Annotated in this window: 23 protein-coding genes; 15 read left to right on the plus strand and 8 right to left on the minus strand. The window is 68.6% G+C overall.

Translation table 11 applies throughout. The annotated features are described in order from the left end of the window. Positions 1 to 44: 44 nt before the first annotated feature. Entirely contained in the window at positions 45 to 2,225 is a 2,181-nt protein-coding gene (locus C0481_RS06895) for an alpha/beta fold hydrolase (protein ID WP_293401992.1), read from the minus strand. 250 nt (positions 2,226 to 2,475) lie between these two features. Here C0481_RS06895 and C0481_RS06900 point away from each other — a divergent pair, with 250 nt between their 5' ends. Next, positions 2,476 to 5,172 (plus strand): autotransporter domain-containing protein, encoded by a 2,697-nt coding sequence (locus C0481_RS06900; RefSeq protein WP_293401994.1) that lies wholly within the window; start codon positions 2,476 to 2,478, stop codon positions 5,170 to 5,172. On the opposite strand, the gene C0481_RS06905 is transcribed toward C0481_RS06900, so the two are convergent. Then, entirely contained in the window at positions 5,162 to 5,638 is a 477-nt protein-coding gene (locus C0481_RS06905; protein WP_293401996.1) for an Lrp/AsnC family transcriptional regulator, read from the minus strand. The genes C0481_RS06900 and C0481_RS06905 overlap by 11 nt on opposite strands. A 126-nt stretch (positions 5,639 to 5,764) precedes the next feature. Here C0481_RS06905 and alr point away from each other — a divergent pair, with 126 nt between their 5' ends. The 9 genes from alr (at position 5,765) to panB (ending at position 12,391) form a co-directional block, all read left to right on the plus strand. After that, positions 5,765 to 6,904 carry an alanine racemase gene (gene alr, locus C0481_RS06910; protein WP_293401999.1) on the plus strand — a complete coding sequence of 380 codons (1,140 nt, stop codon included), beginning with the start codon at positions 5,765 to 5,767 and terminating at the stop codon, positions 6,902 to 6,904. Continuing rightward, the gene (locus C0481_RS06915) at positions 6,901 to 8,157 is read left to right on the plus strand and encodes a D-amino acid dehydrogenase (protein WP_293402001.1); all 1,257 of its coding nucleotides are present in this window, start codon (positions 6,901 to 6,903) and stop codon (positions 8,155 to 8,157) included. The genes alr and C0481_RS06915 overlap by 4 nt, the downstream gene beginning before the upstream one ends. A gap of 16 nt (positions 8,158 to 8,173) precedes the next feature. Further along, entirely contained in the window at positions 8,174 to 8,518 is a 345-nt protein-coding gene (locus C0481_RS06920) for a RidA family protein (RefSeq protein ID WP_293402003.1), read from the plus strand. 159 nt (positions 8,519 to 8,677) lie between these two features. Next, entirely contained in the window at positions 8,678 to 9,691 is a 1,014-nt protein-coding gene (adhP, locus tag C0481_RS06925) for an alcohol dehydrogenase AdhP (RefSeq protein WP_293402309.1), read from the plus strand. A gap of 42 nt (positions 9,692 to 9,733) precedes the next feature. Then, the gene (locus tag C0481_RS06930) at positions 9,734 to 10,081 is read left to right on the plus strand and encodes an ArsC family reductase (RefSeq protein WP_293402005.1); all 348 of its coding nucleotides are present in this window, start codon (positions 9,734 to 9,736) and stop codon (positions 10,079 to 10,081) included. 126 nt (positions 10,082 to 10,207) lie between these two features. Beyond that, positions 10,208 to 10,579, plus strand: coding sequence for a DUF6249 domain-containing protein (locus C0481_RS06935; RefSeq protein ID WP_293402007.1), 372 nt, complete (start codon positions 10,208 to 10,210; stop codon positions 10,577 to 10,579). Between the two features lie 27 nt (positions 10,580 to 10,606). Then, the gene (locus C0481_RS06940) at positions 10,607 to 11,188 is read left to right on the plus strand and encodes an RNA polymerase sigma factor (protein WP_293402009.1); all 582 of its coding nucleotides are present in this window, start codon (positions 10,607 to 10,609) and stop codon (positions 11,186 to 11,188) included. Continuing rightward, positions 11,151 to 11,561: a hypothetical protein gene (locus tag C0481_RS06945; RefSeq protein WP_293402011.1), complete on the plus strand. Its 411-nt coding sequence runs from the start codon at positions 11,151 to 11,153 to the stop codon at positions 11,559 to 11,561. Before C0481_RS06940 ends, C0481_RS06945 begins: the two co-directional genes overlap by 38 nt. Positions 11,562 to 11,563: 2 nt before the next feature. Continuing rightward, positions 11,564 to 12,391: a 3-methyl-2-oxobutanoate hydroxymethyltransferase gene (gene panB, locus C0481_RS06950; RefSeq protein ID WP_293402014.1), complete on the plus strand. Its 828-nt coding sequence runs from the start codon at positions 11,564 to 11,566 to the stop codon at positions 12,389 to 12,391. Here panB and C0481_RS06955 read toward each other — a convergent pair. Then, positions 12,388 to 12,648 carry a helix-turn-helix transcriptional regulator gene (locus C0481_RS06955; RefSeq protein WP_293402016.1) on the minus strand — a complete coding sequence of 87 codons (261 nt, stop codon included), beginning with the start codon at positions 12,646 to 12,648 and terminating at the stop codon, positions 12,388 to 12,390. The genes panB and C0481_RS06955 overlap by 4 nt on opposite strands. A 303-nt stretch (positions 12,649 to 12,951) precedes the next feature. Here C0481_RS06955 and C0481_RS06960 point away from each other — a divergent pair, with 303 nt between their 5' ends. The 5 genes from C0481_RS06960 (at position 12,952) to der (ending at position 18,817) form a co-directional block, all read left to right on the plus strand. Beyond that, a complete protein-coding gene (locus C0481_RS06960) occupies positions 12,952 to 14,214 on the plus strand; it encodes a cation:dicarboxylase symporter family transporter (protein WP_293402018.1) in 1,263 nt (420 codons plus the stop codon). After that, positions 14,211 to 14,900 (plus strand): TetR/AcrR family transcriptional regulator, encoded by a 690-nt coding sequence (locus tag C0481_RS06965; protein ID WP_293402020.1) that lies wholly within the window; start codon positions 14,211 to 14,213, stop codon positions 14,898 to 14,900. The genes C0481_RS06960 and C0481_RS06965 overlap by 4 nt, the downstream gene beginning before the upstream one ends. Before the next feature lie 99 nt (positions 14,901 to 14,999). Next, positions 15,000 to 15,776 carry a tetratricopeptide repeat protein gene (locus C0481_RS06970; RefSeq protein ID WP_293402022.1) on the plus strand — a complete coding sequence of 259 codons (777 nt, stop codon included), beginning with the start codon at positions 15,000 to 15,002 and terminating at the stop codon, positions 15,774 to 15,776. Beyond that, positions 15,773 to 17,164 carry a PQQ-like beta-propeller repeat protein gene (locus C0481_RS06975; RefSeq protein ID WP_293402024.1) on the plus strand — a complete coding sequence of 464 codons (1,392 nt, stop codon included), beginning with the start codon at positions 15,773 to 15,775 and terminating at the stop codon, positions 17,162 to 17,164. Before C0481_RS06970 ends, C0481_RS06975 begins: the two co-directional genes overlap by 4 nt. Positions 17,165 to 17,179: 15 nt before the next feature. Next, entirely contained in the window at positions 17,180 to 18,817 is a 1,638-nt protein-coding gene (der, locus tag C0481_RS06980; protein ID WP_293402026.1) for a ribosome biogenesis GTPase Der, read from the plus strand. Here the strand turns inward: der and C0481_RS06985 are convergent. From C0481_RS06985 to radA, 5 genes are read right to left on the minus strand one after another with little or no spacing between them, the layout of a single operon-like run. Continuing rightward, positions 18,765 to 19,514, minus strand: coding sequence for an SDR family NAD(P)-dependent oxidoreductase (locus tag C0481_RS06985; protein ID WP_293402028.1), 750 nt, complete (start codon positions 19,512 to 19,514; stop codon positions 18,765 to 18,767). The genes der and C0481_RS06985 overlap by 53 nt on opposite strands. Further along, a complete protein-coding gene (locus tag C0481_RS06990; protein ID WP_293402030.1) occupies positions 19,507 to 20,505 on the minus strand; it encodes a bile acid:sodium symporter family protein in 999 nt (332 codons plus the stop codon). Before C0481_RS06990 ends, C0481_RS06985 begins: the two co-directional genes overlap by 8 nt. Further along, on the minus strand, positions 20,502 to 21,995 hold the full coding sequence (gene purF / locus C0481_RS06995) for an amidophosphoribosyltransferase (RefSeq protein WP_293402032.1): 1,494 nt from the start codon (positions 21,993 to 21,995) through the stop codon (positions 20,502 to 20,504). The genes C0481_RS06990 and purF overlap by 4 nt, the downstream gene beginning before the upstream one ends. Then, a complete protein-coding gene (locus C0481_RS07000; protein ID WP_293402034.1) occupies positions 21,992 to 22,615 on the minus strand; it encodes a CvpA family protein in 624 nt (207 codons plus the stop codon). Before C0481_RS07000 ends, purF begins: the two co-directional genes overlap by 4 nt. A gap of 5 nt (positions 22,616 to 22,620) precedes the next feature. Continuing rightward, the gene (radA, locus tag C0481_RS07005; RefSeq protein WP_293402036.1) at positions 22,621 to 23,988 is read right to left on the minus strand and encodes a DNA repair protein RadA; all 1,368 of its coding nucleotides are present in this window, start codon (positions 23,986 to 23,988) and stop codon (positions 22,621 to 22,623) included. Between the last annotated feature and the right edge of the window lie 90 nt (positions 23,989 to 24,078).

The following is a 24,078-nucleotide window of genomic DNA, read 5'->3' on the forward strand; positions in this document are numbered from 1 at the left end:
GGGCTAGCGGCAGGTTTAGCCCGCCGCCTTCCACAAAGGCGCCGTCAGCTGGGTTTCGACCAGGTCGAGAGGATGACCTCCCGTTCGGCCTGGTCGTCGTTCTGCAGGGTCAGCGTCCAGGTCGCCTGGGCGACCGAACGCGCGGCGTAGATCGATCGGAAGAGCTGGCCGGCTGCGGGCGTGTCCTTGAGGTTCGCGCCCACGATGGCGCCCTTGTCGTCGCTCACGGTCGCCGAGACCATGCTGCCTGCGATGAAGGTCATGCCGAAGTCGCTCGCCGCCTTGACCGGGACGTCGACCTTCAGGGTCTGGCCGGGCGCCAGCTTCACGATCTTCGAAAAGTCCGGCGTGAAGACGTCCGTCCGTTCGGCCGCGTCGAAGCCGAAGGTCGTGGCTTCGAGCGCCGAGAGCTTGATCGGCGTCTGCTTGGCCGGGCCGATCGCGACGCGCGGCTTCACGAACGAGGAGAAGCCCTCAGCGTCGGCCATTTCGGTGTGCAGCGCGCTGGTCAGCTCGGTGTCGGTGATGGCCCACGTCGCCGACGGCACGGTCACCACGCCATCGTTCTCGTCGTACATGTAGCAGACGGCGGGCAGGGGATTTCCGGCGAGCACCGAGAACTCCACCCCTTTGCGTTCGGTATGAACGGCGTTGAATTCGGCGACCACGCTCGGCCGCAGCTCGCGCAGGGCGTCCATCGACCGTCCCGCAGTTTCCAGCGGCGCGCTGATGATGTCCGCGCAGCGGCTGCCCATGTTCGGCGTGCCGAGCATGACGAGGTGCGCGACCTGTGGTTTGCCGTCCGGATAGGTCGGCATGGTCGCGTGGATGTAGCGCCGGCTGATCAGACCGCCCATCGAATGAGCGACGATATCGACATGCCAGGCGTTGCGGTCTTGCTGGGCGTACTTGACGTACAGGCCGAGCTCGATGGCGTTCTGGACGATCGTGTTGGTTGGCTCGGTGTTGGCGAGTTCCTCGCCGGTGTGCATCCGGCCATGCTCGGGCTTCTGACCGACCGGGAACGCCTTCCAGTCGTAGGAGTGGCTGGTGGTCAGGATGTTCTGCCAGCTCTCCCAGGCTGTCCAGTTCGACCAGAGGCCGTGCACGAGCACGAGCGGCTTGGGGGCCACCTTCAGGTTCTGGGTCTTGTCGTCGACCTTCTTTCCGGCGTCTTCGAGCTCGGTCTTGATGCGCTGGGTCAATCTGGGGCGTCCGTCGTCGTACCAGGCGTAGCCGGAGGAATCCCACTTGAACGACACCTCGCGCTGTTCGCCGGCGGGAACCTCGACGGAGGCTTCCTCCAGTAAGCCGTCCGGCTTTGCGCCGTCCCACTTGTCGCCCTTGTAGGTGTCGCGGAACTTGATCGTGGCGAACTTGTCCTCGGCGCCGTCGTTGGCGACGGTGGCGGTGATCCGGACGATGTTGCCGTCGACCGTGCCCTTCTGTTCGGAGATCTCCTGCCAGGCCTCCCAGGTCGGGAAGCGCATGTCCTCGAACTTGACGTCGACCAGCCGCAGGTCGCCGCCGCAGCGGCGCAGGTTCCACTTCAGGGTTTCGGTCACGCCGTAGGCCGAGACCGTGTGGCTGCCGGTCAGCCGGTCGGCGTCGGGGGAGGAGGCGCGATCCGCGCCGCTGCTCGAGAAGGAATAGCCCTGGATCGTCGTAGGCAGGCCAGCGATCGACTGGTTCGCGCCCTGCTTGGCCGTGCACTGGCCGCTGTAGCTCGAAGAGTCCGAGCCCGAAACGGTCCCTTCTATCTCCGGCAGCTTGACGCTGACGCTGTAGGTTCCGTCCGAGTCCACGCCGACATGGACGTCGGCCTCCAGCCCGGCGCCAGTCCCTCGGGTCTCGCTCTTGCTGACGAAGGAGCCGGACATGGCCCGCGGCGTTCGCTCGTGCGGGCAGACATACTTGTCCTGGGCGGACTTGGTCTCGGAGGAGACGGAACTCAGGCTGATGTTCGCGCGGGCCAGGCTGAGCTCCGGCTCAGGCGCAGGACGGACCGAAACCTGCGCGCTGTAGTTCGAGGTCATCGACCAGTTGGTCGTCTCCGTGCCCTTGCCGGTGACGCGCTGCTCGGTCTTGGCGTCGCTGTTAGCTTGGTCGCGCGTGTACTGAACGGTCCCGGCCCAGCCGCTAGCGCAGGCGGCCGCCTCAGCGCTCAGCGGGACGGCCGTGGTCGACAGTAGCGATCCGATCGCGAGCAGCGGCAGAACACGCAAGACGATCCTCCAGGGTTGCGTGTCGGAGCCATCCCGCAGGCGGCCCGGAAGCTGAAGCAGGGTTCTACGAAGGCGGCGATCGGTGGGACGAAACCGCTCGGAGCCGCCGACCGGGAGGCGAACGAGACGGCGACGCGCCGCATGAAATTCGCTCAGTGCGCGAATTAATCACGATCCTGAGTTGAATTCACTCGCGCGCTGGCGCAAGCGGGGGCGCTCCGGCCGCTGGCGCCGGATGTGGGGGATGGGGATGACCAAACTGCGCCGTAGCGTCCTGGCGACGCTGATGCTTTCGACGTGCCTGGCGACCGCCGCCACAGCCCAGGAGTGGGGCGACCCTACCGTCTATCAAACCGACGAGTTCTGGATGACCTGGGGCTTGCCGATGATCAACGCCGACTATGCCTACGCGCAGGGCGTGGACGGCAGCGGGGTCAAGGTCGGGGTGGTCGACAGCGGCATCACGGTCAGCTCGGAGCTCAGGGGACAGGTCGCGGGCGGCTACGACTATGTGCTTGAAAGTCCTGTGCTGGTCGATCCCAGCTGGCACGGCACACCAGTGTCGTCGATCATTGTCGGGCGGCGGGACGGCGTCGGCATGCACGGCGTGGCGCCGGGCGCCCAGGTGGTGAACGCGCGGATACTCGACGAAGAGGGCTGGATGACCTCGCCGCCGATCGTCGCGCGAGCCTGGAACGACCTGCTTGATCAGGGCGTACGCATCATCAACAACAGTTGGGGCGCCATCGAGGACGCCGCCACGGATTTCACGGCGCTCGACGTTGAGCGGATGAACCCGGAGCTTGTCGCCGGCGCGCGCTCGTCCGTGGACCGCGGCGCATTGATGATCTTCATCACCCATAACAACGCCATGGATCAGGCGAACATCGAATCTGCCTACCCGTACTATTTCCCGGAGTTGGAGCGCGGCTGGCTGGCCGTGACCGCCGTGGGCTTCAGCGGTGATCTGGCCTCCTACGCCAACGCCTGCGGCGTGGCGATGAACTGGTGCCTGGCGGCGCCGGGCGGCGATATAAGGGTCGATGGGTTCGGCGTTACCCTGCAGACGCCGGACGATCAGATCGTGGGAGGCGAGGGCACCAGCTTCGCCGCGCCCTACGTTTCCGGCGCCGCGGCGCTGGTCTGGCAGAAGTTTCCCCATTTCACGACGGACCAAGTCCGTCAGACGTTGCTGGGCACAGCCACGGACATTGGCGCGCCGGGCGTGGACGATGTCTACGGCTACGGGCTGTTGAACGCCGGCAAGGCCGTCGGCGGCCCGGGGCGTTTCGATTGGGGCGATTTCGTCGTCGCCCAGCCCGGCGGCGTGAGCAACTGGCTCAACGACATCGCCGGCGACGGCGGGCTGACCAAGCAGGGCGACGGGACGCTCGTCCTCTATGGGGACAGCAGCTATGCGGGCCGGACGCAGGTGCTGGGGGGAACGCTCGTCGTGCAGGGCTCTATTGCGTCTGAGGCCTTCGTCGGCGAGCGGGGAGGGCTGAGCGGGGTGGGAACGATCTACGGCTCGGTCCGCAATGAGGGGCGCCTCGGTGGCGAGGCGGGGCCGCTGACAGTCACCGGCGACCTCGAGCTTGCGCCGAGCAGCCGCGTTCTGGCGGCGATGGGCCCGATGGGGGCGATCAACAGCATTTCCGTCGGCGGCGCGGTGCGGATCGAGGGCGGCGTGGTGGAGACGCAGTTGACGCCGGGCCTCTACCGCAACTCGTACACGCAGAGTGTCGTGACCGCCGACGGCGGCGTGAGCGGCGCCTTCGCCGCGGTGGAAGGCGCGAAGACGGCGTTCCTGTCGACCTCGCTCAGCTACCAGGACGGCGCCGTGAACCTGACGCTGCGGCGGCTGGCGTTTGATGACGCCTCGGTCTGCACGGGCGGCAATCAATGCGCTGTCGCGGGCGCCATCGAGCGCGGCTTGGTCGCCGGAGACGAGGGCTTTATCGCCGGGGCGGCTGGTTTGCAGCACGCGGACGTGGCGGCCGCCCGCCGCAGCTTCGCGTCGCTGTCCGCACAGGCCTATGGCTCGCTGGCCGCGCTGGCGCTGAACGGGGACGGCGGGATCGAGCCGGCGCTGGGCCGCCGGCTGGGTGATGGCGGCGAGCCTGGAACGTGGATGCGCGCGCAAGCCGGATGGGGACGCCTGGACGGTGACCAGGACGCGTCGGGCGCAGATCACCGCCGGGGCGGCGTCGCGGCTGGGCGCGACTGGCGGTTGACGCCGGAGCTGATCGCCGGGGTCAGCTTTGGGTATGACGATCTCACCGCCGAGTTCGACGACTTCGGCGCTCGGGGCAAGGTCCAGGCCTACGAGGCGGCGGCCTACGGGCGGGTCGAACGCGGTCGGTTCGGCGTCGGAGGCTGGCTGAGCTATGGACGGCTGGACAGTACGATGCGGCGGGAGCTGGCGCTGGCCGACGAAACCCGCCTGGCCTGGTCGAAGTACGATGGGACTCGGGCGATGGCCTTTGCAGAGGCCGCCTATGACCTGGACGTGGCCGGAGCGATGGTCAGCCCGCTGGCGTCGCTGCGCTATGGCCGGATCGACCAGGGCGGTTTCACCGAACGTGGCGGCGAGGGGCTGGGCCTGGTCGCGCAGGACATGACGCTGGAGAGCTGGCGAACAGGACTGGGCGTGCGGGCGGCGGCGGACCTGCAGACCGCGCGTAGCGCGACCCGGATCGAAGGGCAAGCGGTGTGGCTGCACGAACTGGGCGATGAACAGGCGGCGATCGACGCGGCCTTCACGGGCGCCTCCGGCGCGGGTTTCACGTCCCGCAGCGTGGCGTTGGATCGCGACAGTCTTTCGTTCGGGATGGCGGTGACGACCCGGGTGGGCAAGGCTGGCGAGCTGTTCGCCAGCTTCGATACGCGCCTTGCCAAGAGCGACAGCGCCCAGAGCGCCGCCGCCGGCCTGCGGTTCAGCTGGTAGGTTTACGGCGCGCGGGGCGCTGCTGGAGGACGTTGCGCATCGCCAGGCTGGAGTGGATGCGGGCGACGCCCGGCAACCGCGAGAGGATGTCGGTGTGGATCGCCTCGTAGTCGGCCGTGCTCGCGCCGGAGACCCGCAGGATGTAGTCGACGTCGCCGGTCATCAGGTAGCACTCCTCGATCTCGGGGTGCTCGCGCACGGCGGCCTCGAAACGGCGCAGATATTCCTCGGTCTGCTTTTCGAGGGTCAGGCGCACGATGGCGATGATCCGCTCTTCGGTGTCCGGCGCGGCGACGATGGCGGTGTAGCCGCGGATGACGCCGCGTTCCTCCAGCATGCGGATACGGCGCAGGCAGGCCGAGGCCGAGAGCCCGACCTCGGCCGCCAGTTCGCTGTTGGGCCGGCGGCCGTCCAGACGCAGGAGTCGGATCAGGCTGCGATCGGTATCGTCCAGGGCGATGGTCATGTATTGCTTGGCCGTGCAAGATTGGTGCGCAAGTCGCTTGATTGTCGCTGATCATACGACAATGAGACGAAACGTTCGAATAATCTTCGAGTAGCCTCTACCGCGCCGACAGACGGGAGGCGAGGGATGGCGAGTTTTCAAGATCCGGCCGAGGCCCTGGCGGGCGGGCGCCTGACCATCGACCTTGCCGCCTTGCGCGCGAACTATGCGCTGATCGCCGCCCGCGCAGCGCCCGCCCGCGCCGCTGCCGTCGTGAAGGCCGAGGCTTATGGATTGGGCGCGGCCCGCGTCGCGCAAACGCTGGCGCAGGCCGGCTGCCGCGATTTCTTCGTCGCCATGATCGCCGAGGCCCTGGACCTCGCCCCGCAGGTCCCGGCCGACGCGCGGATCTACGTTCTGAACGGGTTACCGCCCGGCGCGGAAGCGGCCTGCGCCGCAGCCGGTGTCGTGCCGGTGCTGAATTCCCTCGGCCAGGTCGCGCGCTGGCGGGCCGAGGCCCGGCGCCGCGGCGCGCGGTTGCCAGGCGTAATCCAGGTCGACAGCGGCATGTCGCGGCTGGGCCTGGCCCCCAGCGACATCGACGACCTGCCCACAGACCTGAACGACGATGTCGAGGTGGTGCTGGTGATGAGCCATCTGGCCTGTGGCGACACGCCGGGCGCGGCGGCGAACCAGGAGCAGTTGGCGCGCTTTGAGGCGCTGGCTGATCGCATCGGCCCTGGCCTGCCGCGCTCGCTTGCCAATTCGGCCGGCGTGTTTATCGCCTCGGAGTTCCGGCAGGACCTCGTGCGGCCGGGGCTGGCGCTCTACGGCGCGGCGCCGATCGAAGGCGTGGCGAGCCCTGTGCTGCCGGTCCTGCGGTTGGACGCCAAGGTGATCCAACTGCGGACGGTGGAGGCCGGGGCCGGCGTCGGCTACGGCCTGACCTATGTCGCGAGCACGCGGCGGCGGCTGGCGACGGTGAGCATCGGCTATGCGGACGGTTGGCCGCGGCGGCTCGGCGGCCGGGCGGCCGCCTACTTCGGCGATGTGCGCCTGCCGATCGTCGGACGGGTGTCGATGGACAGCATGACCCTGGACGTCAGCGACCTGCCGGAGGGGGCGTTGGACGAAGGCGACTTCGTCGAGCTGATCGGCCCGCATCAGACGTTGGAAGCGGTCGCCGAGGCGGCCGAGACCATCGCCTATGAAATCCTGACCGGGCTGGGGAAGCGCTTCTCGCGCACCTACCTGACCCATGACGCGCGCGTGGAGATCGACGCATGAAGGTGGCAGTCCTCGGCGGCGGGGTGATCGGCGTCACCTCCGCCTACTACCTCGCCAAGGCCGGTCACGAGGTGACGGTGCTCGAGCGCCAGCCGGGGCCGGCGCTGGAAACCAGCTTCGCCAACGCCGGCGAGATCTCGCCGGGCTATGCCTCGCCCTGGGCCGGGCCGGGCATTCCGGCCAAGGCGGTGAAGTGGCTGCTGATGGAGCATGCGCCGCTGATCCTGCGGCCCAAGCTCGACGCGGCGACGATCGGCTGGTTGCTGTCGATCCTGCGCAACTGCACCGAGGGCCGCTATGCGCTCAACAAGAGCCGCATGGTGCGGCTGGCGGAGTACAGCCGCGACCTGCTGATCGCCCTGCGGGCCGACACCGGTATCGCCTATGACGAGCGCAGCCGCGGCACGCTGCAGCTGTTCCGCACCCAGGCGCAGATGGACGGCATCGGCAAGGACGTCGAGGTGCTGAAGTCCTATGGCGTGCCCTACGAGGTGCTGGACGCCGCCGGTTGCGCCGTCGCGGAGCCCGGCCTCGTCAACGCGCTGGAGCCGATCGTCGGCGGCCTGCGGCTGCCCAACGACGAGACGGGCGACTGTTTCAAGTTCACCAATGCGCTCGCCGAGCTGGCCAAGGGGCTGGGCGTCGAGTTCCAGTACGACACCGCCATCGCCGGCCTGCGTAAGGAGGGCGACCAGATCGCCGCCGTGCGGACCAGCCGCGGCGAGGTGAGCGCCGACGCCTTCCTGGTGGCCATGGGCAGCTATTCGCCCGCTCTGGTTCGGCCCTTCGGGATGAAGCTGCCGGTCTATCCGGTGAAGGGTTACTCGATCACCGCCCCGATCCTCGACGCCGAGCGCGCGCCAGTCTCGACCCTGCTGGACGAGAGCTACAAGGTGGCGATCACCCGGCTGGGCGACCGCATCCGGGTCGGCGGCATGGCCGAGATTTCCGGCTTCAACAACGACCTGCATCCGCGGCGGCGGCGGACGCTGGAGCATTCCATGCAGAGCCTGTTCCCCGGGGCGGGCGACGCCGCGGCGGCGAGCTTCTGGTCGGGCCTGCGGCCGATGACGCCGGACGGCACCCCCGTGGTCGGCGCCACGCCGGTCCGAAACCTCTACCTCAACACTGGACACGGCACCCTCGGCTGGACGATGGCCTGCGGATCAGGGCAGGTGATCGCCGACGTGATCAGCGGCGTTGCGAGCGCCATCGACACCCGGGATCTGGCGATCTCGCGATATTCAAACTGAGAAGGAAATGAGCCCCATGGCGATCGAACGTATCGAAGCCGGCCCCCGCATGAGCCAGGCCGTCGTCCACGGCGACACGGTCTATCTGGCCGGCCAGGTCGGCGCGCCGGGCGAAAGCGTCACCGCCCAGACGCAGGCGGTGCTGGCCCAGATCGAAAAGCTGCTGGCGCAGACCGGCAGTGAGAAGTCGAAGATCCTGACCGCCACCATCTGGCTGGCCGACATGGCCGACTTCGCGGAAATGAACGCGGTGTGGGACAAGTGGGTCGACGGCAAGGACGCCCCGGCCCGCGCCACCGGCGAGGCCAAGCTGGCGACCCCGGACTACAAGGTCGAGATCATCATCGTCGCCGCCCGCTAAGTCGGCGAAGATCGAGGCGAGAGGCCCGGCGGCAAGCTCCGCCGGGCCTTTTTCATGCCCGAAGCAAGACGCGGCCGCGTGGCGTGGAACCAGCGCCGCGCGACCGAATTGGTGAAGCGACGAAATGGCGTCGGATCCCCTGGAGGGCTTCCCATGATGATGAAAGCCGCGGTCGCGCGCGCCTTCGGCCAGCCGTTGACCATCGAGGAGTTGCCAGTACCGCAGCCGGGGCCAGGCGAGGTGCTGGTCAAGGTGGTCGCGTGCGGCGTCTGCCACACCGACCTGCACGCCATCGACGGCGACTGGCCGGTCAAGCCGACCTTGCCGCTGGTGCCGGGGCATGAGGGCGTCGGCCACGTCGCCGCGGTGGGCGCCGGGGTCGCCGACCTGAAGGAGGGCGACGCCGTCGGCGTGCCCTGGCTCTACGACGCCTGCCGGGCCTGCGAGTACTGCGAGACCGGCTGGGAGACCCTGTGCACCCGCCAGCGCAACACCGGTTACAGCGTCAACGGGGCCTATGCGCAGTACGTTCTGGCCAGCGCCCCCTTCGTCGGGCGCCTGCCGAAGGACGTCGACTTTGTGGCTATGGCGCCGATCCTTTGCGCCGGGGTGACGACCTATAAGGGCCTGAAGGAAACCGAGGCGCGGCCCGGCGAGTGGGTGGTGATTTCCGGCATCGGCGGTCTGGGGCATGTGGCGATCCAGTACGCCAAGGCCATGGGCCTGAACGTCGTGGCGATCGACGTCGCTCAGGACAAGCTGGACCTGGCGTCCCATCTGGGCGCGGACTTGGCGATCGACGCGCGCCAGCCAGACGCGGTCGAGCGCGTGCAGCGGGTGACGGACGGCGGCGCGCACGGCGTGCTGGTCACCGCAGTGTCGCCACCGGCCTTCCAGCAGGCCATCGCCTGCGCGCGGCGGCGTGGCACGGTGGCTCTGGTCGGCCTGCCGCCCGGCGATTTTCCGACCCCCATTTTCGACGTGGTGCTCAAGCGCATCACGGTGCGCGGCTCGATCGTCGGCACGCGCCGGGACCTGACGGAGTCGATCGCCTTCGCCGCCGACGGCAAGGTGAGGGCGACCGTGACCGCCCGGCCCCTGGCCGAGGTCAACGCCGTGCTGGACGACCTGCGGGGCGGCCGGATCGAAGGGCGCGTGGCGCTGACGATGTAGTCGCGATAAGTCGGAGCCTGGCTAGACCCAGGCGGATTCGCGATGACGACGACGATCTACGGCATCAAGGCGTGCGACACGATGAAGAAGGCGCGCACCTGGCTGGACGATCATGGCGTGGCCTATGCCTTCCACGACTACAAGGCGGTCGGGATCGACCGCGCCAGCCTGGAGCGCTGGGCCGGCCAGGTGGGCTGGGAGGTGCTGCTGAACCGCTCGGGCACCACGTTCCGCAAGCTGGCCGACGCCGACAAGGCCGACCTGAACCAGGACAAGGCCATCGCGCTGATGTTGGCCCAACCGTCGATGATCAAGCGCCCGGTGTTGGACGTCGGCGGCCAGCTATTGGTCGGCTTCAAGCCAGACGCCTACGCGGCGAAGTTCAGCTAGATTGAGGCTGGGGGCTAACATGAAGAACATTTCATGCGCCCGCCTGCATCCGTACGCTTAGGCCGGCGCCTCTTCCCATCAGAACGGGGCCGATGAGCCATCCGCACTGAGAGAAGGAAGAGCACAATGGAAGGCATCCTGGTCCCACTAGGGTTCTTCGCAATGGTCGCCGCGATCGTCATCGTGCCGCGATATCTGAAGAGCCTGGAGCGTCAGAAGCTCCAGGAGACGCTGCGCGCCTCGATCGAGAAGGGCGCCGAACTGCCGCCCGAGGTCGTCCAGGCGCTGACCAGCGACGCCAAGGCGCCGCCCTCGTCCTATCGCGACATGCGCGCCGGGATCATCTGGCTGGGCGTGGCGGTCGGTTTCGCCTCGCTGGGCGTGGCGGTGTCGTTCAACGAGCCGGACGCGCTCTATCCGATGCTGGGCGTGGCGGCGTTCCCGGGCTTCATCGGCCTGGCGCTGATCGCGCTGTCGTTCATCTCCCGCGGCAAGTAGCCCGCAAAGGGGAGGGGAAAGCCCCTGATGTCGGGCTCTCAAAACAACAGGCTGGCAAGCGCCCACGACGTGGAATTGGCCGCGCTGGCCGCGGCGGGCGACCGCTCGGCGTTCGGCGAGCTGGTCCGCCGGCACGGCTCGGCGGTGCGCGGCCTGCTGCGCCGGATGGGCGCGCCGCCGGCGGAAGCCGACGACGTGGCGCAGGACGCGTTCCTGACGGCCTTCGAGCGGATCGGCGAGTTCCGCGGCCAGGGGACGTTCGTCGCCTGGGTCCGCAAGATCGCAGCGCGCGCCTATCTGCGCCGCCTGCAGCGCGAGCGGAAGATCGCGGCGCTGACCGCGGCGGACGAGGCCGAGGATGTCGCCGCGCCGCCCGACGCCGCAGGCCGGATGGACCTGGACGACGCCTTGCGGGGGCTGGGTGCTGCGGAGCGGATCTGCGTGTCGATGTGCTACGGCGCGGGGCTCTCCCACGCGGAAGCCGCCGACGCCTTGAATCTGCCGCTTGGAACGGTCAAGTCCCATGTCAAACGTGGTCTGGAGAAGCTCCGAGCGCGATTGGCGCCGGCCGATGGCGCTCCGCTGGAAGGGAGGCGCGGAAATGGTTGAGCTCGAATTCGAGCGGCGTCTTGAACGCCTTTTCGCTGAACCGCCCGCCTTCTCGGACGAGAAGGCTTTCGCCGTTTCAGTGGAGCGCAAGCTGAACCGCGGCTGGAACATCCGCCGCTGGATCATCGGCGCCGCGGGGCTGGCCGGCGGCGTCATCGGCGCCAGCCAGCTGATCATGTCGAACTTCGTCCATCAGGTGGAAAACGCGTCGGAAGGCTCGACGCGGCTGCTCCAGGCCGGGGTGCAGCAATTGGCCCCGCGCTCAGATCTGCTTGCAGCGCTGCCGGCGGGGTCTTCCGTGGTATGGATCGCCAGCGGAATGGCGGTGCTCGCCATCGGCTTCGTGGTGACCCGAGTGTTCGAGGAGTTCTAGCCATGTCGGCTCAGCGTCAGGAAATGGTCAGGCGCATTGCGGCGCCGGATATCGCCGCCCGGAAGGGTGGAGTGCCGGTGGTCTGCCTCACGGCGTATACGGCCCCGATGGCCGAGTTGCTCGACGAGCACTGCGACCTGCTGCTGGTCGGCGACTCGCTGGGCATGGTCGTGCACGGCCTGCCCAACACGGTCGGCGTGACGCTGGAGATGATGATCCTGCATGGCCAGGCGGTCATGCGGACGTCGAAGCGGGCGATGGTGGTCGTCGACATGCCGTTCGGCTCGTACGAGGGCTCGCCCGAAGTCGCCTACGCCAACGCGGCGCGGGTGATGAAGGAGACCGGCGCCCAGGCGATCAAGGTCGAGAGCGGTCCGACTGTGGTTGAGACCATCGACTACCTGGTCAAGCGCGGCATCCCGGTCATGGGTCACGTCGGCCTGCGCCCGCAGGCGGTGCACGTCGACGGCGGCTTCAAGGCCAAGGGCAAGGGCGGCGACGAGCGCGCCCGCATCCTGCAGGAGGCCAAGGCCACCGCGGAGGCCGGCGCCTTTGCGGTCGTGGTCGAGGGCGTCGCCGAGGGCCTGGCCCGCGAGATCACCGAGGCGATCTCGGTTCCGACCATCGGCATCGGCGCTTCGGCCGGCTGCGACGGCCAGATCCTGGTCACCGACGATATGCTGGGTCTGTTCGACTGGACCCCGAAGTTCGTGCGCCGCTACGGCGACCTGCGCGGCGAGATCAGCAAGGCGGTCGCCGGCTATGCCGACGACGTGCGCGCGCGCCGCTTCCCCGGGCCGGCCGAGATCTACTTCGCCAAGGCTGGCTAGAGCCTTCGTAGTCCTGAAACGTCCAGCCCCGGCTCGAACAGGATCCGGGGCGAGACGTGCAGCGCAGTGATTAGCGCGTGCATCTGCGCCGAGGGCAGCCGCCATCGGCCATGCTCGGCCATCGACAGCTGCGCGTGCGGAATCCTCGCCCGGTCGGCGAGATCGTCGAGCGCCAAGCCTCTGGCCTCTCGGACGGCTTTCAGTCTCCGGCCGACGGCTTCGAGGTCCGCGCTGACCGGAGGCAGCGATATGATCATCGCCGGTCCTCCCTGATGGGTGAAGCTTAGGGCCGATCCAGCGCTCCGCCCAATCAACTTATCCTATTGAATAGATAGATAGTTTCGATGCTGCGGCGCTGTGGCGGTGCGGTGTGCACCTCCATGTGTCAGCTTCATTCGCACAACGACAATCTACGCAAAAACAATGCGTTGTGTGGTTGTTCTAAGGTGCGTGCGGCGCGAGCGAACGTCGCCGAAGCGACAGGCGATACGCGCTCCGATCGCCGCAGCGTGGCGAAATCCGGTTTCGCGCCGGCTCGAACGCACACTAGTTTCAGCGCGATGGCCAAGCTTCTGAACGTGATCCGGGCGGCCGGCGCCCAGACGACCGTACGTATCCTGCTGGCGCTGGTCGCCGGGCTGATGGTGGGCGCGGCGCTGGCCGAGCATCCGTCGATCGACCGGATCATCGCGGTCGCCGACCCGATCGGCGGCTTGTGGCTCGACGCCTTGCGGATGACGATCGTGCCGCTGGTGTTCTCGCTGCTGGTGGTCGGCGTGTCAGCGGCGGCCGGGACGGCTGCGGCGGGCGGCACGGCGGCGCGGGCGCTCGGCCTGTTTGGAGCGCTGCTGCTGGCCAGCGCGCTGTTCTCGGCGCTGGCGGTGTCAGGCGTGCTAGCGGCCTGGCCAGCGCCGCAGGCGGCGGTCGCCGGCCTGCGCGAAGCAGCCGGCCATTCAACCCAGAAAGTGCCCGATTTCCCGACCATGGGCGCGTGGCTGCGCGCCTTCATCCCGACCAACCCGATCGAAGCGGCGGCCGAGACCAACATGGCCCCGCTGGTGGTGTTCGCGCTGCTGTTCGGGCTGGCGCTGACCCGCATCCGCACCGAGCTGCGCAACGGGCTGACCAACGTCTTCCAGGCGGTGATGGACACCATGCTGGTGCTGGTCCAGTGGGTGCTGCTGGTCGCGCCGATCGGGGTGTTCGCCCTGGCCCTGATCGTAGGCGCCAAGGCGGGTTTCGGCGCGGCCGGCGCGCTAGGGCACTACATTCTGATCCTGTCGGGCGTCTGCATCGCCGTCGGGCTGCTGTCCTATCTGCTGGCCCTGGCCGCCGGCGTGCCGCTGCTGGCCTTCGCCCGCGCTGCTGCCCCGGCCCAGGCGGTGGCGTTTTCGACCCAGTCCTCGATCGCCTCGCTACCGGCGATGATCGCCGGTACGCGCCAGCTGGGCGCGTCCGAGGCCAGCATCGGCGTCGTGCTGCCGCTGGCCGTGTCGCTGTTTCGGATCACCAGTCCGGCGGCGAACCTCGGTGTGGCGATCTACTGCGCCCATGTCTTCGGCGTGCCGTTGAACGCGGCGCTGCTGGCGGCGGGGATCGGCGTGGCCGCGGTGATCAGCCTGGCCTCGGTCGGGCTGCCGGGCCAGATCACCTTCTTCACCACCACCGGTCCGATCTGCCTGATCATGGGGGTGCCGCTGGAACTGCTGCCGATCCTGCTGGCCGTGGAAACGATCCCGGACATCTTCCGCACGGTTGGCAATGTCACCGCCGACATGGCGGTCACCTGCCTGGCCAAGGGCGTCGAGGGCGCACCGAAGTGAGCCGGGCGGCCGAACCAGCGCCCCCCGGCCGCGGTCGCCGGCGCAAGGGCGAGGGCCCCGACCTGCGCAAGGCGATTCTGGACGCTGCCGAGCAGCTGTTCGCGGCGCATGGCTTCTATGGCGTGACCACCCGCCAGGTCGCCGCCGAGGCCGGCGTCGACACCGCCTTGATCCACTACTACTTCGGCGCCAAGCGCGACCTGTTCGACGCGGTGTTCGCGCGGCGGGCTGAGATTCTCAACGCCGTGCGGGTCGAGGCCATGGCGGCCTACGAAGTGCAGAGCGGCGGACAGATGACCCCGCGCGGGGTGGTCGCCGCCTTTATCGACCCGTTGATCGAGATGTCGCTGACCGGCGAGCCGGGCTGGAAGAACTATTTCCGGCTCGTTGCGCTGGTGAACAACACGCCGGCCTGGGGCGGCGAAACGATGCACCACTATTTCGACCCCGTGGTGCACCAGTTCATCGACACCCTGCGCAAGGTCATGCCGCAGGCGCAGTCCCCGGACCTCTACTGGGGCTACCAGTTCCTGACCGGCTCGATGATGCTGGCGCTGTCGGAGACCGGCCGGATCGATCAGCTGTCGGAGGGGCTGTGCCGGTCGACCGATCTGGCGGCCGTACGGGCGCGGCTGTTCGACTACTGCGCCGCCGGCTTTGAGGCGATCGTCGCGCCAAGGGTTTGAGCGGGGACGGAGCGACGGTCCGGCGTTGCAGCCGCGCGCCCACCGCTATAGGTTCCGCCGCTCTGAACACTAACGCCTATTCGCGCGGAGTCCCCCGACGTGGTCGATGTCTTTGATGAAGTCGAGGAGCAGCTTCGCTCCGAGCGCTACAAGTCGATTGCGCTGAGGGTGCTGCCGATTCTCGGCGGCGTGCTGGTGGTGGCGCTGGTCGCCGCCCTGGCGGTCTGGGGCTATCAGCACTTCCGCAGCCAGGCTGCGGCCGAGGCCTCGGAAAAGTACGCGCAGGCGATCGAGGCGTTCAACGCCGGCCGCCGCGACGATGCGATCCGTCTGTGGGGCGAGGTGGGGCAGGGCTCCTCCAAGGCCTACAAGTCGCTGGCGCTGCAGCACCTGGGCGGCCTGAAGATCGCCGACAACAAGACCGCCGAGGCGGTGAAGCTGTTCGACGAAGCCGCCGAAGCTGCGCCGAACAACATCATCGGCGACGCCGCCCGCCTCAAATCCGCCTTCGCCTTGCTGGACACGGCTCCCTACAAGGACATGGAGGCGCGCCTGACGCCGCTCACCGAAGAAGGCCGCCCCTACCGCGCCGAGGCGCGTGAGGCCCTGGCCTTTTCCAAGCTGATGGCCGGAGACCTGGCCGGCGCGCGTAGCGACTTCACGGTGATCGGGCTGATGGCCGACGCCGGCGAGGGCTCGCGCCAGCGCGCGGAAGCGGCCAAGGCCCTGATCGACTCCGGCTCGGCCAAGGCCCTGCCGGCGATCGTGAAGGCCGCCATCGCCCTGCCGCCGCCGGTGCAACTGCCGCCCGGCGCCGTCCCCCCGGGCCTCGCTCCCCAGGCCGCCCCGCAACAGTCCGCCCCCGGAGCCCAATGACGTCCATGCGCCGTACCAGCCTCCTTGCTCTGTTCCTGGCGGCGAGCGTCGCCGTGACCGGCTGCTCGACCGTCAATCGGCTCAATCCGTTCAACAAGGGCGATGAGGGCCCGCAGGAAGTCGCTTCGGAAGGCGAACGCATCGCCATCGTCGCGGCCGACCAGACCCTGGAAGTGGCCGAAGCCCTGAAGGGCGCGGACTTCTTCCTGCCGACCCCGGAAGTCAACGCCAGCTGGTCGCTGCCGGGCGGTTCGCCTGAGCAGTCGATGGGCCATGTCGAGGCCGGCGGCAGTCTGTCGATCGCCTGGAAGCGCGGCTTCGGCGCCGGGTCGGACCGCGGCGCGCACGTGACCGCGACCCCGGTTGCGGCCAACGGCAAAATCTATGTGATGGACGGCGAGGCCTCGGTCTCGGCGTTCGACGCCCAGTCGGGCGCGCAACTGTGGCGCACCAACCTGCGCCCTGAGTCCAAGCGCGACAAGGAAGCCTTCGGCGGCGGCCTGGCCCTGGCCGACGGCAAGCTCTACGTCACCTCCGGCTACCGCTTCGCCGCCCAGCTCAACGCCGACACTGGCGCGGTGACTTGGCGCACGAGCACCGAGCAGCCGATTCACGCGGCCCCGACGGTGTCGGGCGGTCGGGTGTTCGCGGTGGCGGTGGACAACACCCTGCTGACCTTTGACGCCGCAACCGGCGCGACCGGCTGGACCTATCAGGCGCTGTCCGAATCGGCGCGCATCCTGGCCGCGTCCAGCCCGGCGGTGTCGGGCGACACGGTCGTGGCCTCGTTCGGCTCGGGCGAACTGGTCGCGCTGCGCGCGGCCAATGGCAACGACCTGTGGAACGAGGCGCTGAGCCGCGCTAACCGCAACAACGCGCTGTCGGAAATCCGCGACATTCCGGGCCGTCCGGTGATCTATCAGGGCGACGTCTTCGCGGTCAGCCACTCGGGCGTGTTCGCTGCGACCGACCTGCGCACCGGCCAGGCGCGCTGGAGCCTGCCGGTGACCGGCATCACCTCGCCGTGGCCGGCGGGCGATGTGGTCTATGTGGTCTCCAAGGCTGGCGAAGTGATCTGCGTGGCTCGCGAGAGCGGCCAGATCTACTGGATCACCGACCTGGGCAAGGACCGCGAGTCGAACGGCGGCGGCTTCATGGGCATCGGCAAGAAGAAGTTCACCACGCGTCCGATCTGGTCGAGCCCGCTGCTGGCCTCTAACAAGTTGATCCTGGCCGGCTCGACCGGCGAGTTGGTCGCCCTGAACGCCAAGACCGGTGTCGTCGAGAAAACGGTGAACCTTGGTTCGCCGACCCTGATCAGCCCGATCGCCGTCGCTGGTACGGTGTATGTTGCGACCGACAAGGCGCAACTGATCGCGCTGCGCTAAGCGGAAGCTGATTTTATGCCTATGCGGCTCGCTATCGTCGGACGGCCCAATGTCGGCAAGTCGACATTGTTTAACCGGCTGGCGGGCAAGAAGCTCGCGATCGTCGACGACCAGCCCGGCGTCACCCGTGACCGGCGCTTCGGCTCCGGCCGGATCGGCGACCTCGACCTGGAACTGATCGACACCGCCGGCTTCGAGGATGTCACCGACGACAGCCTGGAATCGCGCATGCGCCAGCAAACGGTGCTGGCCATCGAGGAGGCCGACGTCGCCCTGTTTGTGGTCGACGCCCGCGAGGGCGTGACGCCGATGGACGAGGTGTTCGCCGAGATCCTGCGTCGTCATGACAAGCCGGTGATCCTGGCCGCCAACAAGGCTGAGGGCAAAGCCAGCGACGCCGGAGTCAACGAGGCCTTCGGCCTGGGCCTGGGCGAGCCGGTGGCGATCTCGGCCGAGCACGGCGAGGGCATGGCCGATCTCTACCAGGCCCTGCTCGTGGCCTGGCCCGAGATCGAGGATGAGGATGAGGACGAGGGCGAGAAGCCGATCCGCATCGCCATCGTCGGTCGTCCGAACGCCGGCAAGTCGACTCTGGTCAACAAGCTGATCGGCGAGGACCGGCTGCTGACCGGCCCCGAGGCCGGCATCACCCGCGACGCCATCCCGGTCGACTGGACCTGGGAAGGCCGTCCGGTGCGGCTGGTCGATACGGCCGGTCTGCGCCGCAAGGCCAAGGTGCAGGAAAAGCTCGAGAAGCTCTCGACCAGCGACACCATCAGGGCGATCACCTTCGCCGAGGTGGTGATCCTGGTGATGGACGCCACCCATCCGTTCGAGATCCAGGACCTGCAGATCGCCGACCTGGTCGAGCGCGAAGGCCGCGGCCTGGTGTTCTGCCTAGCCAAGTGGGACCTGATCGAGAACCAGGGCGCGACCCTGAAGGAAATCACCGAGGAAGCCGGCCGGCTGCTGCCGCAGCTGCGCGGCTCTCCGGTCGTGGCGCTGTCGGCGGAAACCGGCCGGCACCTGGACCGGCTGATGCCGTCGGTGTTCAAGGTGCATGGCGACTGGTCGACCAAGGTAAAGACCCGCGACCTCAACGACTGGCTGAAGATGGCGTTGGAACGGCACCCGCCGCCCGCCGTCGGCGGCCGCCGCGTGAAGCCGAAGTATATGGCGCAGATCAAGGCGCGCCCGCCGACCTTCGTGCTGTTCGCGAGCCGGGCCGACCAGCTGCCGGACCACTATCGCCGGTATCTTATCAACTCGCTGCGCGAGAGCTTCGACATGCCCGGCGTGCCGATGCGGCTGACCGTCAAGTCGAACAAGAACCCCTACGCCGAGGGCGAGGAAAAGGGCGGACCGGCGCCGCGCTCGTCCGTGCCGACGTTCGCGCCGAAGCTGGGCAAGAAGGTTGTGACGCCGAAGGGCGTGGCGGCGGTGCGCGCCAAGGCTGAGGCTGGAGCCGTCGCCGCCGAGGTCGCCGCCAAGCCGAAGCCCAAGGTGAAGCCGAAGACCAAGCAGGTCGCGCCCGGCAAGGCGAAGGTCGGCGCGGGCCCCACCCCGAAGGGCCGCGCCGCCAAGCTGAACCGCCCCGGCGTCAAGCCGAAGCGGGCGTCCCGGCCGACTGCCAATCGGAAAAGCGGACGGTAGTCTTCGGCAGGCCCAGGTCAGCCTGGGCCAGTTCCACGATCAGCGGGCCGATCTCCGACGGGTGCGGCAGGTCCATCGGATCCTCGCCGGGCATGGCTTCGGCGCGCATCTTGGTGCGCATGGCGCCCGGATCGATCAGCGCGGCGCGCACGGTCGTGTTTTCCAGCTCGTCTGCCCAGGTGCGGACCAGGTGCTCGACGGCGGCCTTGGTGGCTCCATAGGCGCCCCAGAAGGCCTTCGGACGCTCGACACGACCGGAGGTGAAGAACAGGCCGCGGCCGGCGTCGGACTCGCGCAGCAGCCGTTCGGTGGAGCGGATCAAGCGATAGGTGGCGGTCAGGTTGGCGCTGACCACCCGGTCCCAGATCGGCGGATCGATGTGCGACACCGGGGTCAGGCCGCCGAGGATCGCCGCAGCGTGCACCAGGATGTCGAGGCGCTGGAAGCGCTGGTGGATCGCCAGGCCGAGGCCGTCGATGTCTTCGCCCTTCATCAGGTCCAGCGGCACCAGGGTGGCCGACTTGCCGGTCGCTTCCTTGATCTCGTCGTCGAGGGATTCCAGCGCGCCCTGATTGCGGCCCACGGCGATGACGTGCGCGCCCGCCTTGGCGAGGGCCAGAGCGCATTCGCGGCCGATGCCGCGCGTGGCGCCGGTGACCAGGGCGATGCGGCCGTCGAGGGGAAGGGACTCAGTCATGACTTGGCTCTTGAAGCGGACGTTGGGCGTAGCGCTGCGCCAGGACGGCGCAGAGCATGAGTTGGAACTGGTGGTACAGCATCACCGGCAGAAGCACGAACCCTACCGTCGCGGCCGGGAACAGCACGCCGGCCATGGGCACGCCGGCCGCCAGGCTCTTGTTGCAGCCGGCGAAGGCGATGGCGATTTCGTCTTCCTTCGGGAAGCCGCGGACGCGGGCGACCCAGATCATGAAGCCCAGCGAGATCGCCAGCAGCACCAGGCAGACCAGGATGATGCGGATGAGATCGAGGGCCGAGACCTTGGACCAGATGCCGGCGACGACCGCGCCGGAGAAGGCGTTGTAGACCACCAGCAGGATTGAGAACTTGTCGACCAGGCCGAGCGGCTTGGCATGGCGCGTGATCCAACCGCCGATCCAGCGGCGCAGCATTTGGCCGGCCAGGAACGGCGCCAGCAGCTGCAGCAGGATGGCTTCGAACGACGAGAACGAGAGACCGCCGCCCTCGGCCCCGAGCAGCATGCCGACCAGCAGCGGAGTGATGAACATGCCCAGTAGATTGGAGACCGACGCCCCGCAGACCGCCGCCGCGACGTTGCCCTTGCCGATGGCGGTGAAGCCGATGGCCGACTGGATCGTCGAGGGCAGGCAGGCGAGGTAGACAAGGCCCGGCGCCAGCACGGCCGGCACGATCCAGCCCGGCAGCGCCGAGGCCCCGAGGCCGAGGAGCGGCCAGAGGATGAAGGTGGCGCCCAGCACCAGGCCGTGCAGCCGCCAGTGCAGCAGGCCCTTGATCACGGCCTCCTGGCTGAGCTTGGCGCCGTGCAAGAAGAAGACGAGCGCGATCCCGGCCTTGGTCAGGTCGGAGACAATCGGGGCGGCGGCGCCGCGCGCCGGCAGGATGGAGGCGAGCACCACCATTCCGACGATCGCGGCGATGTACCAATCCAGGCCTAGCGTCTTGAGCCAGGCCCGCGGGCCTGGCCTCACGCGTCGACCAGGAACGACAGCTGACGGTCGGCGCCGTCGTTACGTCCCTCGGCGATTTCCCGGTCCAGCAGACGGGTCGGGTAGTCGCCGGTGAAGTAGTGGTCGGTGAACTGCGGATTGACCGGGTCGCGCGGGGCGGCCTGCATGGCTTCGTAGAGGCCTTCGACCGAGAGGTAGCCCATCGAGTCGACGTCGAGGATCTTGGCGATCTCCTCGACCGACTTGTTGGCCGCCAGCAGGTGCTCGCGGTCGGGCATGTCGATGCCGTAGTAGTCGGGCCACATGATCGGCGGCGAGGCCGAGCGCAGGTGGACCTCGGCGGCGCCGGCCTCGCGAACCATGCGCACGACGCGGACCGAGTTGGTGCCGCGGACGATGGAGTCGTCGATCAGCATCACGCGCTTGCCGGCCAGGACGTTGCGGTTCGGCGAGAGCTTCATGCGAACGCCCAGCTCGCGGGCGCCCTGGGTCGGCTGGATGAAGGTCCGGCCGACATAGTGGTTGCGGATGATGCCCATCTCGAAGGGCACGCCGGTTTCCTGCGAATAGCCGAGGGCGGCGGGGACGCCGGAGTCGGGCACTGGCACGACGACGTCGACCGGCACGTGGCTTTCCTGGGCCAGGCGCCGGCCCATGCGCTTGCGCACGTCATAGACCGAGCGGCCGTTCACGACCGAGTCCGGGCGGGCGAAGTAGACGTACTCGAAGATGCAGGGACGCGCGCGGGCCGCCGGGAACGGCTTCATGCTGCGGATGCCCTTGTGGTCGATGACCACCATCTCGCCGTGCTCGACGTCGCGAACGAACTTGGCGCCGATCATGTCGAGGGCGCAGGTCTCCGACGCCAGGACCGGCTTGCCGTCGAGGTCGCCGAGCACCAGCGGGCGGATGCCCAGCGGGTCACGGACGCCGATCAGCTTCTTGTTGGTCAGGGCGACGAGGGCGTAGCCGCCTTCGATCTTGGAGAGGGCGTCGACGAAGCGCTCGACGAACTTGGCTTTCCGCGAACGGGCCAGCAGGTGAAGGATCACCTCGGAGTCCGAGGTCGACTGGAAGATCGCGCCTTCAGCGACGAGCTGCTCGCGCAGGGTCAGGAAGTTGGTGAGGTTGCCGTTGTGGGCCAGGGCCACGCCGCCGGCCTCGAGGTCGGCGAACATCGGCTGGACGTTGCGGATGAAGCTGCCGCCGGCCGTCGAGTAGCGGGTGTGGCCGATGGCCGAGTGACCCGGAAGGCGATCCACCAGGTCGTGACCGGCGAATGCGTCGCCGACATGGCCCATGTGGCGCTCGGTATGGAAGCGCTGGCCGTCGAAGACCGCGATGCCGCAGGCCTCCTGGCCGCGGTGTTGGAGGGCGTGCAGACCCAGCGCGGTGACCGCCGCCGCAGCGGCGGTGTCGTAGACGCCGAAGACCCCGCATTCGAGCCGGGGAGTATCGTCGTCAGGATCGCGGAAGGTCGGCTGGCGCCATCGATCTTGATCCTGAGTCATCGGGATTTCTCCACCAGATCGTCCAGCCTGCGTCGTTCGCCGGGGTCATAGCCTTGGGCGTCTTCAGAGTCACCCCGGTCCGTCGCCGAACCTTCACGAACTGCGTCCCCGATTGTGGGCGCGAGTTTACCTGCCATGTCTAAGCCCTTGGGCGCGAAGGCTTTTAGCGATTTGGCCGCCGCGCCGGTCAGAGGATAAAACGCCGCACCCGTCATCCACCGCGGAACCCGGTCGGGCGGAGTCGCCGCCTGGAACGCCAGATGGAGGGCGCCCAGGACCACGAGCGCGCGCACGAGGCCGAATCCGAGACCGACGGTACGGTCCAGAACGCCGAGTACATGGGTGCTGTGCACGCCGCGCACCATGGCCCCGCCGGTGACGCGCAATGTCGCATAGACGATGATGAAGGCGGCGAGCCCGGCCACGACCGCGCCGGCCCAGGGCGGCGTGTCCACCAGGCTGCGGCCGATGGGGGCGGTCCAGCGCAGGCCGAACACCGCGACGACGGCCGCCAACACGAAGGAGAGCGCCCGGACCATCTCGCGGGTCGCGCCGCTGAAGAACCCGACGGCGGCCGAGATCAGCAGCACGGCCAGGACGATGATGTCGAACCAGGGCAAGCCAGCTACTCCCACTGGCATTCACCGATGCGGCGGATGGCGTCCGCCAGCCGCGGCGCACCGGTGACCTTCATGGCCCCGCCGTCATCGAGCCCCTGTGGCCCCAGCACGCGCTTGAAGCCGAGCTTGGCGGCCTCCTTCATGCGCGAGTCCATACGGCTGACCGAACGGATGTCGCCCGACAGCCCGATCTCTCCGAACACCACGCAGTCCTGAGGCAACGCCTCATCGAGGGCCGAGGAGGCGAGGGCGGCTGCGGCGGCCAGGTCGGCGGCGGGCTCGGTGACCCGCAGGCCGCCGGCGACGTTCAGATAGACGTCGCGGTCGCCGAGCGAGAGGCCGCAGCGGGCCTCCAGCACCGCCAGCACCATGGCCAGGCGTCCGGAATCCCAGCCGACGACGGCGCGCCGCGGCGTGCCGTAGGCCGACGGCGCGACCAGGGCCTGGAACTCGACCAAAACCGGGCGCGAGCCCTCGATGCCGGCGAACACCGCTGCGCCGGCGGCCCGCTCGCCCGAGGTGTCGAGGAACAGGGCCGACGGATTGCGGACTTCGCCGAGGCCGGCGTCGCCCATTTCGAAGACCCCGATCTCGTCGGTGGCGCCGAAGCGGTTCTTGGTGCCGCGCAGGATACGGAACGGATAGCCGCGCTCGCCCTCGAAGGTCAGGACGGCGTCGACCATGTGTTCGACCACGCGCGGACCGGCGATGGCGCCGTCTTTGGTGACGTGGCCGACCAGGATCATGGCCACCGATTGCTTCTTGGCCAGCCTCACCAACTCGCCGGCGGCGGCGCGGACCTGGGTGACCGAACCGGGCGCGGCCTCGTGCGCGTCGCTCCACATGGTCTGGATGGAGTCGATGACGACGAGGTCGAACTTCTCGCGCTTGAGGCTGTCGAGGATGTCGCGCAGCGAGGTTTCAGCGGCCAGGCGCACCGGCGCGTCGGCCAGGCCCATGCGCTGCGCGCGGCCGCGGACCTGTTCGATAGCCTCTTCGCCGGAGATGTAGGCGCAACGCACGCCGCGACGTGCGGCGTTGGCGGCCACCTGCAGCAGCAGGGTCGACTTGCCGACCCCCGGATCGCCGCCTAGCAGGATGGCCGAGCCCGGCACCACGCCACCGCCGCAGACGCGGTCGAATTCGTCGACGCCGGTCGAGATCCGCGGCGGGGCGGGAACCTCGTCCTCCAGGCCCTGGAAGTTGACGCCGCGCGCGCGGCTGGCCTTCGTGGGGGCCAGGGCGCCGGGGGGGCGGCTCTGGACCTCTTCGACCAGGGTGTTCCAGGCGCTGCAGGCCGGGCACTGTCCGGCCCACTTGTTCTGCACCGCGCCGCAGGACTGGCAGACATAGACAGCGCCGTCGCGGGCCATGCGAACTCCGTGATTCGTACAAATGCGCAGTCTAGCGGCGGTCGCGGCGCAAGTCCGTCGCGCCGAAGTTGGCGTCCGTCGAATGCCATG

The sequence above is a fragment of the Phenylobacterium sp. genome, assembly GCF_013822795.1.
Classification (GTDB): domain Bacteria; phylum Pseudomonadota; class Alphaproteobacteria; order Caulobacterales; family Caulobacteraceae; genus Phenylobacterium.

What these genes read in the sequence shown, in the direction of transcription:
- C0481_RS06900 (WP_293401994.1), top strand. Translation starts at nt 2,476, where the DNA reads ATGACCAAACTGCGCCGTAGCGTCCTGGCGACGCTGATGCTTTCGACG.
- C0481_RS06905 (WP_293401996.1), bottom strand. Translation starts at nt 5,638, where the DNA reads ATGACCATCGCCCTGGACGATACCGATCGCAGCCTGATCCGACTCCTG.
- alr (WP_293401999.1), top strand. Translation starts at nt 5,765, where the DNA reads ATGGCGAGTTTTCAAGATCCGGCCGAGGCCCTGGCGGGCGGGCGCCTG.
- C0481_RS06915 (WP_293402001.1), top strand. Translation starts at nt 6,901, where the DNA reads ATGAAGGTGGCAGTCCTCGGCGGCGGGGTGATCGGCGTCACCTCCGCC.
- C0481_RS06920 (WP_293402003.1), top strand. Translation starts at nt 8,174, where the DNA reads ATGGCGATCGAACGTATCGAAGCCGGCCCCCGCATGAGCCAGGCCGTC.
- adhP (WP_293402309.1), top strand. Translation starts at nt 8,678, where the DNA reads ATGAAAGCCGCGGTCGCGCGCGCCTTCGGCCAGCCGTTGACCATCGAG.
- C0481_RS06930 (WP_293402005.1), top strand. Translation starts at nt 9,734, where the DNA reads ATGACGACGACGATCTACGGCATCAAGGCGTGCGACACGATGAAGAAG.
- C0481_RS06935 (WP_293402007.1), top strand. Translation starts at nt 10,208, where the DNA reads ATGGAAGGCATCCTGGTCCCACTAGGGTTCTTCGCAATGGTCGCCGCG.
- C0481_RS06940 (WP_293402009.1), top strand. Translation starts at nt 10,607, where the DNA reads ATGTCGGGCTCTCAAAACAACAGGCTGGCAAGCGCCCACGACGTGGAA.
- C0481_RS06945 (WP_293402011.1), top strand. Translation starts at nt 11,151, where the DNA reads ATGGCGCTCCGCTGGAAGGGAGGCGCGGAAATGGTTGAGCTCGAATTC.
- panB (WP_293402014.1), top strand. Translation starts at nt 11,564, where the DNA reads ATGTCGGCTCAGCGTCAGGAAATGGTCAGGCGCATTGCGGCGCCGGAT.
- C0481_RS06955 (WP_293402016.1), bottom strand. Translation starts at nt 12,648, where the DNA reads ATGATCATATCGCTGCCTCCGGTCAGCGCGGACCTCGAAGCCGTCGGC.
- C0481_RS06960 (WP_293402018.1), top strand. Translation starts at nt 12,952, where the DNA reads ATGGCCAAGCTTCTGAACGTGATCCGGGCGGCCGGCGCCCAGACGACC.
- C0481_RS06975 (WP_293402024.1), top strand. Translation starts at nt 15,773, where the DNA reads ATGACGTCCATGCGCCGTACCAGCCTCCTTGCTCTGTTCCTGGCGGCG.
- der (WP_293402026.1), top strand. Translation starts at nt 17,180, where the DNA reads ATGCCTATGCGGCTCGCTATCGTCGGACGGCCCAATGTCGGCAAGTCG.
- C0481_RS06985 (WP_293402028.1), bottom strand. Translation starts at nt 19,514, where the DNA reads ATGACTGAGTCCCTTCCCCTCGACGGCCGCATCGCCCTGGTCACCGGC.
- purF (WP_293402032.1), bottom strand. Translation starts at nt 21,995, where the DNA reads ATGACTCAGGATCAAGATCGATGGCGCCAGCCGACCTTCCGCGATCCT.
- radA (WP_293402036.1), bottom strand. Translation starts at nt 23,988, where the DNA reads ATGGCCCGCGACGGCGCTGTCTATGTCTGCCAGTCCTGCGGCGCGGTG.